The following is a 14,753-nucleotide window of genomic DNA, read 5'->3' as shown; positions in this document are numbered from 1 at the left end:
ATTACGCTTTTAACACCATGAAGTAAGCAGTCACATAATTGGGTAAATGGCTGTTTGCTTGATAGAAGGCCTCTTTTCCTGCATAACTGCCTGTTAAAAAATCGACTTGATAGAGGTTATTTTGGAATGCACCACCAGTATCAGCAAGAATACCTGCTCGTGTCCTTATTTTTCCGGTCTGGTCAGGATATTGCACCATAAGCAGTTTTCCCAGGCCAAGCTGCTCAAGATCGGCTGCAAAAGTAACCTGGCTATTGACGGTAATTTTATACTCAGCATCTTTCCCATACCCTTTGATCCCGTTTACTGGCTTAAAATACCAATAGCGCTCCTGCTTATAGGGATTTTTGGCTTTATCGTAGGGAATGTTGTTGTTGCGATTAACGTTAAAGATTTTTATCTGTCCATGGTTGCCAAAATCAGCGACGACTGTGCCTTGCATTAAAGCGGCTTCCAAATCATCTCGATTTAAATAAGCGAGAACAGGAACATTTTTATTGGCTAAAGCACCCTTTAAGATAGCTTGTTTGCCATAGTGGAAACGAACAAGCTCCGGTTTGGTATTGGCTTCTTCGAGGGTGAGCGCTTCTTCATCTTTTGGAAGTGCATAGAGCGCAAAGGGATAAGCCGGGCTTGGTTTGCTGGATACTTTGGCACGATGGACGTAATACTTCGTCATTAAAATTTTATCGTTGGGTAAATTAGCAAGAAGGGGTTTGGTTCTAAGTGTTTTGGCTTGTTCGCTGTCTGGATACCAGCGAATAAAATCAAAGTGTTTTTTTACAAAAGCAGGGTCCTGCAGCTCATTTTGGTGTTGGCAAATAAAGGTTAAGGTCGCTTTGACTCGTGCAAGAGGCAGTTTAAAAACCTTGCCTTCATGGATGACCTGAGGGTCATAGTGATTGCCTTTATTTAAATAAGCCAGTGTTTCTTTAGCGGTTGCACAAAGGGCTGGCCCATCAATCTCATAATGCCCGGCGGGCAATGGTTCAGCAGGAACGAAACGAGGGGCAGCAATAGCGTGGAAGCTAATGAGCAAACTATAAAAAAGAGTTTTTATCTTCATTGTTCATAATAATTTCTATAGGCAGCCCAAAATTATACCATATTCGTAACCGGTAAAGTGAAACCGAAAAGGACTTGATTTGTTCCAGGAGAGCAGGCGCAACCCAGCCGATGCTTTGCAGGCAAAAGTCTGGAGCCCTTTCTCCAAGTGTAAATGTTTACATAGTAGGAGGATTATATACGTTATGGGGAATGACAATCGGTAGTTTGGGCAATGGCACTGATCTTCCGAACAAGGTGTGACGAATTAATTGGCTACAATACTGATGATAACCTGCTGATTCCTGAATGTTCTTTTGAAAATCGGTTAAATTATCCAATTTAACCTGGACGCCAAGTTTCACCATGGTTCTAAATTCAGGATCCTGGGGACCATCATACAGAGCACCTAATTCGGTCCATAGACTATGTAAAACTTGCCCTTTAATTCGTCCCCAAATAGCAGTTAAATCCTTTTCTAGCAGCGAAAAAAAGTGCATTAAAGCACGGTAGTCGTCAGCAGTTTGAGGGTGGGTAAATTGCGCCAGGTAATTCATGGCAATTGTTTTCACAATTCGGTTTCTTCTTTCTTCGATGGCAAACTGAAGGGCAGTTTCCAACTTAACAAAATCGTTCTGTTTGGGCTCAAAGATAGATACTTCACCTGTTTCAAAGTGATACACCCATCCATGAATCGTTAGCTGCTTGGAGGCAAGCTTTTCAGCAACATGAGGATAGGTTTTTAAATGTTCAATTTGCGCTAATACATTCTTTCTAATGGCTATCTGTACTTTGAGTGCAAAATCATCATTATTAGTTTCTGCCCCAATCTCTTCTAATACGGAATGGGAATGGCTAACCCAGGAAGCGACAGAGGGTAAATTGCTTTTAATCGTTGGTGATAATAGTCCTTTTACCGCGCCGCAATCAGAGTGGCCACAAATGATGATGTCTTTTACTTTCAGTACTTTCACTGCATATTCAATCGTAGCGGCTTCGCTCGATTCATTAGGATAAGCGGGAACAATATTTCCTGCATTGCGATGAACCAATAATTCTCCGGGTTGGGATTGGGTGATTAAGCCAATACGCGAGTCTATACAGGTAATCAAAAGAGTCTCAGGGAATTGAACGTCGCTTAATCGTTTAAGGATAGCCAAGATCCCCTCATCAGTTTTGGTTTGAAGTTGACGGATGTTACGCATTAACTTGATTAACATGGGTGCTCCTTTGTTCGGTCATCCCTGGGCTTGACCTTAAACAGTGATATTCCAAACAAAGGTAACCAATTGTGTCTATAACGTCAATTTATTTGCAATATTGTAAAGCAATCGGATGACGTCTAATGGGGACGAACTTGATCGTCGTTCGAGACAGGTTCTCGTCTCAAACATGCAGCGACCGCTTCTTTTTGCTGCGCAGGGCAAAAACATAAATAAGTACCCTTACCACGTGCTTCTTTTACAGTCATTACCCCATCAACTCCTTGCAGTTCCTCGAGTTGATCGGCACGTACATTGGATAACCGCAAAGTAACCGTATCCCACTTTTTCTTATAGATTTCATGATTCTTTTCTAGTGTGAGGGATAAATCAGGTTGATAGACCATAGGTAAGCGAGTTAAATGCACGCCAAACTGGTTAAGGTCGGGGAAGGCTGCTAAGGCAATGTGAAGCGCTCGAGTGTAATTGGGTCCTATCACCGTTTGGTTTTTGACCGATTTACATTTTACAAATAATTCAAGAGGGTCTTCAGTCAGTTTTTTTTCCAGCAAGGTCACGGGAATAACCCTGCTCTTCGGAAAAAATTCTTTTACCCAATCCACCAAATGAAGGGGGGCCAGGATTGCTCTTATTTCTGAGGAGGGAACAGCATGTGTTTCTCCCGGTACTCTCACTTCGCCGAAATAAGACTCCGTTTCCTCTTGGGTTGGTATCCCGCAGAGGCGTAGATTAGGCCAGTAATTGACGGCTATGTCTTTATGGCTTTCTGGTCCGTAGATTTTTCCTTCTCGCGAAAATAGAAAAACCACAGAATTTATTAAAGCGTCTGATACTTGGTAAGCCGCTAATCTCTTTGCGTCGAAATGGCGTTCACAGGCAATGGCCCAGAAACCTTCTTTTTCATCATAAACGAGACTTTGAATGGTTTCGTCAAGCTGCCGGGCATCGGTTAAATTAACTTGATTGTAGCAAAGCTGATTATCGGGCGTATCATATTTCAAAGAGCCTCGTATTGATGAGGGCTGAGGAACTGTCAGTCCAAGTCTGGCAATGGAAGCCAAAATATTTCTTGCGTGTTCAATATCAGAATTATTTTCAAAAAAAGTTCCAAATCCGCAGTGCATTGTCAGTTTCTCCATTCATTTAAAGCGGTATTTTAAATAATCCTGACTATTTTTTTAAGATTTTGTTAAAAATAAATAATTTTTGGTACAGTAAAATTCTTGTTGATCGTAATAAATTCAACTCATTTTCAGAGGTTGATCTTAAGAAGAAAAGTGCTCATGATTCAGCGCATACGAAGTCTTTGGAGTCGGTAATGTTACAGAGTATAAGGGCGGCCCTTTTTGCATTGTTTATGATCAGCATGATGGCGAATAGCAGTTATGGGCAAACAGAGCCCCTGGTCAACCCGTCCGTACAATTGCTCATTGAGGAAGCAAGGCAAAAATACCCTAACGATACGAAGTACATTAGTGCCTATATCCGTATGAACTTCGCAGCGATTCAACGTTATCAAAAATACATTGCTCAGTGTATTGAACGTCGGGGTACTCCCATAGGTTGTACTGATTTAATTACGTCTAATCCCAACATGACTGAGGAAGAAAAAGATAAGGAGCCCGTTAAAGAGCTGCTTATCAAAGATGGTGTTATAACTATCATACCCAATACCAAGGTATTCGGCTTTTTGCAGGAAAATGACACCATTATTGCTACCCCTTCCTACAACAATAAGGAAATAAGCTGGTCTTACTCAGGTGGCCTATTTAATGCCTCAACCGAAGAGTTGCCGTCAGGAGTTAACTATTGTCCGCCAACCAGCGAGTTATCATCCTCAATCCAAAACGGGCAAATGGTGAGTCATTTGAATAGTCGCTGGATGGTTTCAATCGCAGCAACGGGCAAGCCTGTTGATGCAATTAGCAATAGTGAGTTAAGTTTTGCCTGGGCAACCACACAGAAAGTTCCTAATGGAAAAATAGTTTGTGTGTATAAAATAAATACTCCTAAAAGGCCGTATTATGTGGCGCTGTATTCGCAGAGTGCCTTGACAAAAAATCCCGAATCCGGTTTATGGAATGTTGAATCGCCAGGGTTTTGTCGCAGTAAAAAGGCTGACCCCCAAGACTGCCCTTTTTAGCAAGATGAAATAGTAATTTGTAAAAAGTGAAGCCTAATTTAATTTCCCAATACCTTGTCTATCATTCGTCTTGCTAATGCGGCCAAAACCGGGTTGGAATTCTTATAATAGGGCAGCATGATGAGCGCGATTGATAGAGCCCAGCCTCGCCCTCTTTCCCAGGTGTTGTCATCAATATTTTTTAAATGGGTTCTAAAAACGTTTCTTGAATGGGAGTTCAATAAGCTCCAGGCAATCACCAAATCACAGGCAGGGTCACCGATGCCCACATCAGAAAAATCAATCACCGCACTTAGGCGATGGTTTTGTACTAAAATATTGCCTGGTAGAAAATCCCCATGTATCCACACAGGTGCTTTATGCCATGAGGGAGAATTGGATAGCTGATGCCATAAAGAAGTGACGGCTTGGGTATTAATCTCCCCCTCTAATTCGCTTATTGCTTGTTTTGTTTCTTCATCCAGCTCTTTTAAAGATACTCCGCGTCTGGAAAGAGGGCCGTTAGCCAGGTTTATTTCGTGGAGTTCATTTAAAAAAGCAGCTAACTCTTTAGCCAATAATTCGTATTCGTCTTTTCTTTCAAAGGGGGGATTATGGCCTTCATTCCATTGGGTGACGAGCCAAGGCCAGGGATAGGATTGATAAGGATGGCCTTTAAACAAAGGCACCGAAACAGGGAGATGCAGATGTTGTGCAAGTCTTGGAACCCATTCATATTCTTTATGGATACTTTTAGTGGCCCAATCGATGCGAGGAAGCCGAACAACATAATCAGTGCCTAAACGAAATAGGGCATTGTCTGTACCGCTTGATAAAATAGCCTGTAGAGACAAATTAGCCCATTGAGGGCATTGCGCTTTGAGTAGGGTATGAACAAGGGTCGCGTCTATACTTACCTCATTTTCATGCATTTTTGTCATGGTTTTTATCCCTTGCCTCCCTGTTCACTCTCTTTTTGCCCAAAGAGATGGAGCAGGAGAAATCGTAGAGTGAATTAGAACAGTTAAATTTTGAGCTATATTCTAAAAGCGCCTGTTGCTAAAGGCGATAGAAAACCTGTTAGTTGATAAAGATTTTGCTGCTTCGTTCTTTGAGGCGCTTAATGGAGACACCTATGGCGGTACAACTCAATCATACGATTGTATGGTCGCGCAATCAAAAAAAATCGGCTCAATTCTTCACTGAGATTCTTGGATTAGCGGAGGCCAGTACTTACGGTCCCTTCCTGGTAGTTGAAATGAGTAATGCAGTTAGCCTCGATTTTTATGAGACTGATAATGACATTACATCCCAGCATTATGCTTTTTTAGTGACAGAATCCGAGTTCGATGAAATCTTTAGCAGGCTTCGTCAACGCGGGCTTACTTATTGGGCCGATCCTGGTCAAACACAAGGGGGTAAAATTAATCATCGTGATGGGGGAAAGGGTGTTTATTTTGAAGATCCTGATGGCCATCTGCTTGAGTTGATGACCAGACCTTATGGGCGTAAACAGTAGACCTGGTCCTATAATTGCTCTCTGATAGCTGGCATTTGCAAGGCTGTTGTAATCAATTCGGTACGATTGCGGCATTTTAGCTTTACTTTCACGGCATCAAGATAATGCTCAACGGTTTTGGGCGATAAATTGAGCGTATTGGCAATTTGCTTGATTGTCATCCCTTTAACCAAATAATAAAGACAATCCATTTGGCGTTTGGTCAAATGGCGTGCTCTAAGAAAGGGTTGTTCTCCCAGGTCTTGTATTTGCTTGGAAAGGTTAGAATTGCTTAGGGCAGTGATCTCATTCACGGTATTTATTAAGGTGTTTTCATCGTCCAGTAAAAAAGAAAGGCCGAAAACACCTATCACTTTCCCTAATGAGGTGCGTAAAGGTCTTTTGTGGCTGATATAACAATGTAATTCTTTGCCATTTAACCAAACGGGTTCAATATAGGTTTTTGCCTTATTAGTTTGTATGACTTCCTGATCATTTTTTATGAGAGCAGGCGCCTGGTTTTTCCAGGCGAGATCATAATCGGTTGCACCAAGGATATCCTGCTCAGAGGGTATATTATTAACCTCTAGCATGGTTTGATTGCTACTCATGAAACAACCTTTGATGTCTTTTGAATAAACATTGACAGAGGCTAAGTCAAATAAAGGTTCTAAGTGGTTTAAGAGAAGTGATTCTTCAGTTTTCATAAAATAACGGTATACCAACGATGAGCTAGCCTCATTATATCAAAATGATCTATTTTTGAACATATCTAGGGGAATTTGTCCCCCTAGTCTTTTTTGTTCAAATTAAGTACTATTTTCTTGGGTAATGAGAAAGCCTGGTAACCAATTTGCCGGGTTTTTGATAATCAGGAGCGATGTTGCCATTTACTTCTGATTAATAGAAACCAATTCGATCAAGTAACTATCAGCTTTTGAGGAGTGTAAATGGCCTATCCTTTATATAGTTATTTTAAAGAAAAAGCAGTTGAATCTAGCCATCAAATCAGTTTGTTTGGTCTCGTCATGATGATTAACTTCCCACTGTTTGGGTTGCTGGAGCATGTGGAAAATCCTATTTCAACTCAAGAAATTATACTGAGATTAATCGCTACAAGTCTCTGTACAATCCTCTCATTACATAAATTTTGGCTAATCCAATACCAGAAATTTCTCCCTATTGTCTGGTATTTGACCCTGGTTTTTTGTCTGCCCTTCTTTTTTATCTATTTGACCTTACTTAACCATGGTGCAACATTCTGGCTAATGAATTGTATCTCGGCCACATTCTTTCTTTTTCTTGTCGCAACTGCATTGGATTCATTGGTTCTGTTAATGCTTGGTGGCGGGTTAGCGTTTTTTTGTTATTTATGCGGCTCTGACAGTTCAATCCATCATGTTCCGAATAATCCTTCTTTTTTTGAGTTGGCTATGACTTTTGCTACGGCGATTGTGATCGGTACCTTGTTTGCCAGAGAGCGGGAATTAATTCATGCCAGAATTTCTGGAATTCGTCTGTTAGCAGGAAGTTTGGCTCATGATTTGCGAACACCGTTAACAAGCATCTATTTACAGGCCCAACTGCAAGAAGTGGAAATTGAAAAAATTAAAAACCCCGACGTGAAAAAACGTTTAAGTGAGGGGGGGCAGATCATTGGGCGTGGTATTGAGAGTATTAATCAGCTTATTAATATTCAATTAAATAACATTCAGTGTGGCAGGTTTGATACGCGTAAATTTGTTATTTATCCCATTAAGGAATTACTTAAACAGGCTTTGGAAGAGTATCCATTTAAAGAAGGTCAACAGGAGCTTATTCAGCTAGATTTGGCCTGCGATTACCCCGTGTGGGTTGCTGACGTGGTTTTCAGAAATCTGCTCTGGAATCTATTAAAGAATGGCTTTGAGCTAATTGAAGAGGTCGGTAAAGGAGAAATATCGATTTGGGTCGCAGAAGGAAGTAAGGATGATGATTTTAATTATTTGCACGTTAGGGATACTGCCAAAGGAATTTCTCCCGAAAAAACAAAAATCATTTTTAAACCGTTTTACTCTGAAAGAAAAGGTGGGACTGGAATAGGATTAGCTTGTAGCAAGCAGCTGGTAGAGGCAGCGGGTGGTTCTATTGACTGTCAGGGAGAGCTTGGGAAGTATACTCACTTCATTATTAAATTTCCGAAAATAGATTAGCAGTCAATGCCAGCTGTACTCTGTTTCCCGTTTGATGAGTGTCTGTGATGAGTTCCTGAAATCATTAAGGTTTTCAGTTGCAACTTAGTACAGAGTAAGCGTTGATAGAGGGGAGGGTAATCCTAATTCCCAGCTGGCCGCAAGAAAACTCTTTATTCTATCTCTTAAGCATTCGGCGAGGAAGAGCTGCCTTTGATTCCTGGTAATCCTTTTAATGGCAATACAGCGGTGATTGTTATCCCCCGCGCATGGGATGAAGCGTTAGGCCCGCAATGTTTGGCTTTAGGGACGAACCCCATTGATAAAAAACGGTGCTTCTACGATGTTACGGTGGATGGTGGCGAGTGCATTGGTTTACTGACATGGCTCGAATCAGTAGGGTTAGGTTGTCGCCTAACCCTATTAAGTCTTGAACTGGTTGTCTAGATGGGCTTATCAACTACTGATACGATAACTGGGGGATTCTCCTTGGTCGGAGGAACAGCCTCTTGACTTCCCTTCGTAGTAAACAGGCGATATATATCGCGTGGTTCTTCTTGTTTTTTATCGTTGCCACCTAATTGGCTTTGATAATTATTATTCAAGCGATAAGCGCCGTATCCGAGCGTTAAGCCAAGGGCTACAGGCCAGGAAATGACAGCAGCTGTAATGATGAAGGCAGTTCCACCCGTATTGAAAGCCAGGGTTTTCCAAAAATTGGTAGAGGCTTGACTGGCGTCGTCGCTGAGTTCTTTGATCAATTTTTGGTGGTGTTGAAGCTCATCACCACTAACATCATTCGCACGCTCACGTTGTACTGCAATACTGGCTTGTTGGTATTTCTTATAGTCATCAGCACTGTTATACATGGCATTACCTAGCATACTGAATAGAGCCAGACCTGCTATCGCAGCGGGGCCAGTAAAGGTGAGGCTGGCAGTAAAACCTACAATCAGAATAGTCGCTGCGGTAATATTAAACAGGTAGTAAGCACATTGGACTTCCCATTCATCATTTAATATATCAATTTGGCGCTGAATGACTGCCCGTTCAAGTGGTGTAGCAGCGTTTTTTGCTTGCTCATTTAACTCCAGGATACGATTCTGATATTGATAGTCTTCATAAGACCACCTTGCTACGAATAAGGCAAGGTCAAATACAAGGAAAGCAACCGTGAGCTGTGACGCTGTGGCCGTTGAAATTTGAAAATAGTCATTATAATTGGTCAGCAGATTGACTGTTCCCCAAACCGCATCATTCAACATAGTGAAACCGCGTTTTTCTATTTCCTGAACCGCCACTTTCCGTGCAGATAACTCCTCACTGATTCCAGCTTCTATAATGTGCTTGGTCATGGTGACAAAGTTGATCGTCAGGCGAAGCCCATAGATTCCCACACTCAATGCACGCAATGTTTCCCGTGATTGATCTAATAAACTGACAAACTCATCCGGGGTATAAGTATTCCCCAGCTTGGCATTCAAGCTTTTAATGAATTCAGGAAAACCAATGCCTTGCAGATAGCGAATTGCAGAACTGGCTAAAGCGCGACTGTAATTCCAATGAGTTCGATTGCTGTTTAGCGTGGAAATATGTTCGCGTAATTTTGCGGAGCTAACAAAGGCAGACGCGTAATCTTTAAGGCTGCTTACTGCGCCAGACACGACAAACGTGGAGAGTTTGGCAATTCTGGCCTGCTCGGCTTTAGTGAAATTATTTCCGATAAAGTCATCAAGTTGTTCTTTCTTTTTTAAGAGATCTTTTAAATCCTCACCCACGTAATCCAACTTGTGGTATTCAATCATTAAATCACAAACGGCGGCGAGATAAGCAACGAGTTCACTCTTGTTTGTCAAACGTTCTTTATTGGAAACAAAGAGTTGAAATAGAGATGAAAATTCTGTCTTAAGCTGATTTAAATTAAACTCATAGTCTTTAAAAGAAACTTTGACGTCATTCGCTGTTTTGTCAAAAAACGCATGTTTTTTAAGACTAATTTTCGTTCTCGGCATGATGCTCTCGCTACATTTTATTAACAAATTGATACTTTATCTTCCACATAGTTTTACCAGAAATTTATTAAGGCATTATTAAGTTTTTATCAAAATGTGTTTTTTTTGGAAACACATTACGGCACAAGAAAGTGTTTCTTAACAAGGCTTCTAGTTAAATTATAGTATTATTTTTATTCTTACTCGTTATAGGCTTTTCTCAATGTCTGGATGTCCAATTTCTTCATTTTCAGCATGGCTTTCATCACCTGTTCTGATTTTTCTGTGTCGGGATCATTTAAGAAATCAGCTAAAATAGCAGGAACAATTTGCCATGAGATACCGTATTTATCTTGCAACCATCCACATTGTACTGTTTCACCATCCGTAGACAGCTTATTCCATAAAGCATCTATTTCTTCCTGGCTCTCACAACTGACGAATAAAGAGAGAGCTGGCGAGAACTTGAAGTCAGGCCCCCCATTTAAGGCAATGAATTGTTGTCCTTCAAGTTGAAAAGTAACAGTCATTAGACTGCCCTGGGGTTTCCCGGATATTTCTGCACCGGCATCCCCATAATAGCTGAGACGCAAAATTTTTGAGTTGTTAAAAATTGAAGTATAGAAATGGACTGCCTCTTCAGCTTGATTATCAAACCATAGACAAGGAGCAATGTGTTGCATAGAGGCCTCTTATTTATTGCTGGAAGCCAATTTTGGGTTGAGCTGTTTCTGAATACGGAAATCCCTCTGGTTCATTGGTGAAATCCACATCAGTAAAATAGCGTGCAACATCATGCAAACTAAGGTAGAAAACCCCGCCAGATTCTTGTTGCTCTTGCATTTTTTCATCACTTAAATTGACGAATAAATTAATGCGATCTGGTTCTTCCATATCATCGACTTCGCTGATTACTAAGCCTTCAAAAAAACTCATGAAAGAAGAGTGTTTCTTTTTCTCTGGGATAATGAAAGGCATTAATTCCCCGTCTTCGTTTCGCAATAGTTCACCGTCCAGATCACGTCTGTAGTCGATTTGGCCTTTACCCCAGGGATTACGGAGATGGAGAAATAATTCATCCCCCTCTAACCATAAACCGAGGCACTGATAGCTATGGCCAGAATCTTCCGACATCGCAATAACACGGGATAGTGGGTGATTTTGATAATCTTTACGAGGCCCCGTTGAAAGGGTGATGAACTGATTATTGGCCAGAAGGTTATTCATGAGAAAGACAAGATGAAATTCTTTCAGTGAGAGCGGTGATCTAATGGGGAAATTGTCCTGTTGCAAAAAGAGCTTGAGCGAATTTAACGTCTGCTCACCCTGTAGGTATTGTTCCGGTAATTCTGTCGTCATTTGTTTCAGTTCATTGACACAGAGCTCGAGCCATTCGATGAGGGGTTCTAACTCATGGCAATAAATTTTTCTTTTAGGACTGAGACGCTCTCTCTCTTTAAAAAGGGCGACTAGCTGCTGTGCCTTTTGTTCTAGCCAGTCATTATTAAGTTCTTCAACACCGAAAGAGTTGCGAAAACATTCTCTAATAGACGTTTTTAAGTTTCGCAATTGGCGCTCATCGGCTACTACATCATAGGCATCGTTCATTAAGCAAAAAGCATCGGTTAAAAGGAAAGGTTGCCCTAATTTTTCCCGGGTAGCCGATGTTCCCAACAAGGTTTTGAATACTTCAGCAGGTGAGCCAGACGACAGGGAGGCCAGGTATTCACGAGTTTCTCTGTAACGTTTGACCAGATTACTATCTTCTTCGCTCCAATCACTTTCATCTTGCTTTAATAAATGTTGAGCGCGTTCAAATTCCTCCTGAGAGGGTTTGCTTTTTAAATGGGTTAAGCGATGAAACGTGTAGGCTTTCTCCAGGATCTCGACCCAGGGTTTTTTGTGGTAATTAACCGTGCCTACAGTATAACCCCGTGTCACTGTGGGAGGCATAGAATAAATACGTGGTGAACCATCTTCCGCGTACAGCGTCACATTGACGCGCAGATTGCCTTCTTTGTCTCTGCCTAGGGTTATCATATTTTTTAATAAACCAGGATCCCTGTCTACAATGGCGCTCAGAGCAGCCAAAAAATAGCAATTCCCTATACCGCCTTGAGCAATATCTTTTAATTGATACTGGTCTGTATTAACCAGTTCTTGTAGCTCTTTAGTCGATAATTTTTTAAACCAGATCGTTTTATCGGCTCCCCAAAGATCTTCTTCATCTTCTGCGCTGATGTTGAAGATGGGAGCAATAACTTCATTATTCGTTAACATGATAATGATCCTTCATCTCTAAATATAGTTTGCTCTTTATTGTTGTAATAAATGGCAAAAAAGTCGGGAGACTCAATCGAGAGTGCATAGCACTTCTAAGTATAGTTCATGTTTGATTTTCTGCACGGCAATCCAGGGGCTGTTGATATTTTTACTGGCTTGGCCGGAAAACGTTAATTTCCTGCGTGCTTCGCTGCTCAAAATAAAGTCATACTACTCGAGCTAGCGAAAGGTAAACAGTCCCCCGATTATGAACGGACCTAGTTAAGAATGTTAGCTTGCAGGCGGGTAATTTCAGTGACTGCACTCCAGTCTTTTTCTTCCAGGTGGTGGGCTAGGGCAATAATAAATTTATCTTTAATGATATTGGCAATATGGGGAACAACCTGGGCGTTGGTCAAGGCTTGTTGGAATAAGTTCAAGTCTTTAAAGCCGCCCTTTAAATCAAAATTGACGTCATCAAAATTACGTTCTTTAATTTTATCCACATAAAGTTGAAAGGCTGGATGAGCAAAAACACTATGAAATAAAGTATTCAGGATTCCTGTATCGACCTGGCTTTTTTCGGCAAAAGTATAAAGTTCCCCCATGGTTTCAATTGTTGAAACAAGGAGGTAATTCATACATATTTTAATGACATTCGCTTGATAAGGCATTGAGCCCGCAGTGATAATTTTAGTTGAATAGGCATTGAATACGGGGCGACACTGTTCGATTGCCTCGGCGCTCCCTGCCGCAATCGTAGTCAGTTCCCCTCTTGCGGCAGCTTTGGGGACTCCTAATACATTGCCAGCAATATAAATAAGTCCATGCTTATCATGTAACGTAGTTAATTGTTTTGAGGTTTCCGGTAAAATCGTTGAGGTACCGAGGTGAATTGCTCCCGGTTTCATGAAGTGAATAAAGCCATCTACCGTTTGAAGTACGGCATTATCATCCAAAAGAGAAGTAATGATAAGTTCTTTGCCTGTGACAGCGTCTTCCAGGCTGCTTGCTCCTTTGGCACCCATCGTGATGAGTGGTTGCATTTTCTCCCTGGTGCGATTAAAAACAGTTAATTCAAAATTGGCATCTAAAAGTCTTTGTGCCAACACAGAGCCCATTTTCCCTAAACCAATTAAAGTTACTTTCATTCCTGTTTCTCCAAAAACGGCCGCCAAGACATGTTTATAACGATTTTCTAGTTTGCCCAATCTGGTTGACATTGTACAATGCAAAAAATTGATCGCGTTAGCCAATCCTGATGATTTTCACCCTTGCCATAAATAACTACCGTTCTGTTTTAAATTTAGCTATTCCTTTAGGTTCGCTTAATCTTATTACCGGTCCAAATGGCAGCGGCAAATCAAATATTTACCGCGCACTGCGGTTATTAGCAGAAACAGCACAGGGTGGCGTAGTGCAGGCTTTAGCCCAAGAGGGAGGCTTATCTTCCACATTTTGGGCTGGTCCTGAAACTATTTCAAAGGCGATGTTAAAAGGAGAGGTAGCCGTTGAAGGCCAGGTTCGTAAAGAAAGAAAGCGTATGCGTATGGGGTTTGCTACTGATGAATTTGGCTATGCTATTTCTCTTGGCTTACCAGCCCCTTCGTCATCGGCGTTCTCGTTAGATCCAGAAATAAAGAGAGAGTGTATATGGGCTGGGCCTTATTACCGACCAGCCAGTCTTTTGGTTGACAGGCGGGGACCTCTCGTCAAAGTCCGTTCCGGACGACATTTTGACGTTGTTTCGCAACATTTGAATATTTTTGAAAGTCTCTTTAACCAAATTGGCTCATTAGAGCATACACCGGAAATAATCCGTATGCGGGAGTTTATTTGTAACTGGAGATTTTATGATCATTTTCGTACCGATCGTGATGCGGCTGCCCGCAGGGCGCAATTAGGCACGCGTACCCCGGTGCTTCATCATGATGGTCATGATGTTGCGGCTGCATTACAGACCATACGAGAAATAGGTGACAGTCATGCTTTGGATGAAGCCTTTAGCGATGCGTTTCCTGGGGCAAAGTTGACCATTATTCAGCATGGGGAAGGGTATCTATCGTTAGCCATTTCCCAGCATGGTTTGTTAAGACCACTATCCTGCGCTGAATTTTCGGATGGTACTTTACGTTATGTATTACTGTTAGCGGCACTATTAACCCCTCGTCCACCTTCACTAATGATTCTTAACGAACCAGAAACCAGCCTGCATCCGGATTTATTACCTGCTTTGGCAAGGCTCATTTTGCGTGCATCAGAAAATACTCAGATCTGGGTGGTTTCTCATGCCGAGCGTTTGATCAACCTCTTGCAAGAGCAACCGGGATGCAACGTGATCAAACTTGAAAAACAGCTTGGTAAAACGGAGCTGCAAGGCCAAGATCGTTTAGATGCTCCTGGTTGGTACTGGCCAGATTAAATAGGTTTGGCAGGAATAAA

The 14,753-nt window shown here is 41.6% G+C and carries 14 protein-coding genes; 5 read left to right on the top strand and 9 right to left on the bottom strand.

Features of this window, described 5'->3' with window-relative positions; genetic code table 11:
* Position 1: 1 nt before the first annotated feature.
* The 3 genes from DYC89_RS12970 to DYC89_RS12960 all read right to left on the bottom strand — a co-directional run bounded on the left by DYC89_RS12970 (position 2) and on the right by DYC89_RS12960 (position 3,391).
* A complete protein-coding gene (locus DYC89_RS12970; RefSeq protein WP_115222163.1) occupies positions 2–1,066 on the bottom strand; it encodes a hypothetical protein in 1,065 nt (354 codons plus the stop codon).
* Positions 1,067–1,223: 157 nt separating this feature from the next.
* The gene (locus DYC89_RS12965; RefSeq protein WP_115222162.1) at positions 1,224–2,264 is read right to left on the bottom strand and encodes a carbonic anhydrase; all 1,041 of its coding nucleotides are present in this window, start codon (positions 2,262–2,264) and stop codon (positions 1,224–1,226) included.
* Positions 2,265–2,386: 122 nt separating this feature from the next.
* Positions 2,387–3,391 carry a hypothetical protein gene (locus DYC89_RS12960; protein WP_115222161.1) on the bottom strand — a complete coding sequence of 335 codons (1,005 nt, stop codon included), beginning with the start codon at positions 3,389–3,391 and terminating at the stop codon, positions 2,387–2,389.
* A 194-nt stretch (positions 3,392–3,585) separates the two neighbouring features.
* Between DYC89_RS12960 and DYC89_RS12955 the strand changes: the two genes are divergently transcribed.
* The gene (locus DYC89_RS12955) at positions 3,586–4,410 is read left to right on the top strand and encodes a hypothetical protein (RefSeq protein WP_115222160.1); all 825 of its coding nucleotides are present in this window, start codon (positions 3,586–3,588) and stop codon (positions 4,408–4,410) included.
* Between the two features lie 38 nt (positions 4,411–4,448).
* On the opposite strand, the gene DYC89_RS12950 is transcribed toward DYC89_RS12955, so the two are convergent.
* Entirely contained in the window at positions 4,449–5,330 is an 882-nt protein-coding gene (locus DYC89_RS12950) for an aminoglycoside phosphotransferase family protein (protein ID WP_115222159.1), read from the bottom strand.
* A gap of 194 nt (positions 5,331–5,524) precedes the next feature.
* Here DYC89_RS12950 and DYC89_RS12945 point away from each other — a divergent pair, with 194 nt between their 5' ends.
* A complete protein-coding gene (locus DYC89_RS12945) occupies positions 5,525–5,908 on the top strand; it encodes a VOC family protein (protein ID WP_115222158.1) in 384 nt (127 codons plus the stop codon).
* 8 nt (positions 5,909–5,916) lie between these two features.
* On the opposite strand, the gene DYC89_RS12940 is transcribed toward DYC89_RS12945, so the two are convergent.
* On the bottom strand, positions 5,917–6,594 hold the full coding sequence (locus DYC89_RS12940) for a LuxR C-terminal-related transcriptional regulator (RefSeq protein WP_115222157.1): 678 nt from the start codon (positions 6,592–6,594) through the stop codon (positions 5,917–5,919).
* Positions 6,595–6,837: 243 nt separating this feature from the next.
* Here DYC89_RS12940 and DYC89_RS12935 point away from each other — a divergent pair, with 243 nt between their 5' ends.
* A complete protein-coding gene (locus DYC89_RS12935; RefSeq protein WP_115222156.1) occupies positions 6,838–8,079 on the top strand; it encodes a sensor histidine kinase in 1,242 nt (413 codons plus the stop codon).
* 192 nt (positions 8,080–8,271) lie between these two features.
* Positions 8,272–8,505 (top strand): hypothetical protein, encoded by a 234-nt coding sequence (locus DYC89_RS12930; RefSeq protein ID WP_115222155.1) that lies wholly within the window; start codon positions 8,272–8,274, stop codon positions 8,503–8,505.
* Here the strand turns inward: DYC89_RS12930 and DYC89_RS12925 are convergent.
* The 4 genes from DYC89_RS12925 to DYC89_RS12910 all read right to left on the bottom strand — a co-directional run bounded on the left by DYC89_RS12925 (position 8,502) and on the right by DYC89_RS12910 (position 13,534).
* Positions 8,502–10,070 carry a hypothetical protein gene (locus tag DYC89_RS12925; RefSeq protein WP_115222154.1) on the bottom strand — a complete coding sequence of 523 codons (1,569 nt, stop codon included), beginning with the start codon at positions 10,068–10,070 and terminating at the stop codon, positions 8,502–8,504. The genes DYC89_RS12930 and DYC89_RS12925 overlap by 4 nt on opposite strands.
* A gap of 179 nt (positions 10,071–10,249) precedes the next feature.
* Entirely contained in the window at positions 10,250–10,732 is a 483-nt protein-coding gene (locus DYC89_RS12920) for a VOC family protein (RefSeq protein WP_115222153.1), read from the bottom strand.
* A gap of 13 nt (positions 10,733–10,745) precedes the next feature.
* Positions 10,746–12,329, bottom strand: a complete 1,584-nt coding sequence (locus tag DYC89_RS12915) for a C2 family cysteine protease (protein WP_115222152.1) — start codon at positions 12,327–12,329, stop codon at positions 10,746–10,748.
* 260 nt (positions 12,330–12,589) lie between these two features.
* Positions 12,590–13,534 (bottom strand): NAD(P)-dependent oxidoreductase, encoded by a 945-nt coding sequence (locus tag DYC89_RS12910; protein WP_115222151.1) that lies wholly within the window; start codon positions 13,532–13,534, stop codon positions 12,590–12,592.
* 38 nt (positions 13,535–13,572) lie between these two features.
* Between DYC89_RS12910 and DYC89_RS12905 the strand changes: the two genes are divergently transcribed.
* Positions 13,573–14,733 carry an AAA family ATPase gene (locus DYC89_RS12905; RefSeq protein WP_115222150.1) on the top strand — a complete coding sequence of 387 codons (1,161 nt, stop codon included), beginning with the start codon at positions 13,573–13,575 and terminating at the stop codon, positions 14,731–14,733.
* Positions 14,734–14,753 lie beyond the last annotated feature (20 nt).

This window comes from Legionella donaldsonii (assembly GCF_900452385.1).
Classification (GTDB): Bacteria; Pseudomonadota; Gammaproteobacteria; order Legionellales; family Legionellaceae; genus Tatlockia; species Tatlockia donaldsonii.
The sequence above is the reverse complement of the archived record's forward strand: the minus strand, read 5'-3'. Positions and strand labels throughout refer to the sequence as shown.

Bases quoted from the DNA above. Each gene is read 5' to 3' on its own strand.
- DYC89_RS12915 (WP_115222152.1), bottom strand. From the start codon at position 12,329: ATGTTAACGAATAATGAAGTTATTGCTCCCATCTTCAACATCAGCGCA.
- DYC89_RS12950 (WP_115222159.1), bottom strand. From the start codon at position 5,330: ATGACAAAAATGCATGAAAATGAGGTAAGTATAGACGCGACCCTTGTT.
- DYC89_RS12960 (WP_115222161.1), bottom strand. From the start codon at position 3,391: ATGCACTGCGGATTTGGAACTTTTTTTGAAAATAATTCTGATATTGAA.
- DYC89_RS12965 (WP_115222162.1), bottom strand. From the start codon at position 2,264: ATGTTAATCAAGTTAATGCGTAACATCCGTCAACTTCAAACCAAAACT.
- DYC89_RS12925 (WP_115222154.1), bottom strand. From the start codon at position 10,070: ATGCCGAGAACGAAAATTAGTCTTAAAAAACATGCGTTTTTTGACAAA.
- DYC89_RS12940 (WP_115222157.1), bottom strand. From the start codon at position 6,594: ATGAAAACTGAAGAATCACTTCTCTTAAACCACTTAGAACCTTTATTT.
- DYC89_RS12935 (WP_115222156.1), top strand. From the start codon at position 6,838: ATGGCCTATCCTTTATATAGTTATTTTAAAGAAAAAGCAGTTGAATCT.
- DYC89_RS12970 (WP_115222163.1), bottom strand. From the start codon at position 1,066: ATGAAGATAAAAACTCTTTTTTATAGTTTGCTCATTAGCTTCCACGCT.
- DYC89_RS12955 (WP_115222160.1), top strand. From the start codon at position 3,586: ATGTTACAGAGTATAAGGGCGGCCCTTTTTGCATTGTTTATGATCAGC.
- DYC89_RS12920 (WP_115222153.1), bottom strand. From the start codon at position 10,732: ATGCAACACATTGCTCCTTGTCTATGGTTTGATAATCAAGCTGAAGAG.
- DYC89_RS12945 (WP_115222158.1), top strand. From the start codon at position 5,525: ATGGCGGTACAACTCAATCATACGATTGTATGGTCGCGCAATCAAAAA.
- DYC89_RS12905 (WP_115222150.1), top strand. From the start codon at position 13,573: ATGATTTTCACCCTTGCCATAAATAACTACCGTTCTGTTTTAAATTTA.
- DYC89_RS12910 (WP_115222151.1), bottom strand. From the start codon at position 13,534: ATGTCAACCAGATTGGGCAAACTAGAAAATCGTTATAAACATGTCTTG.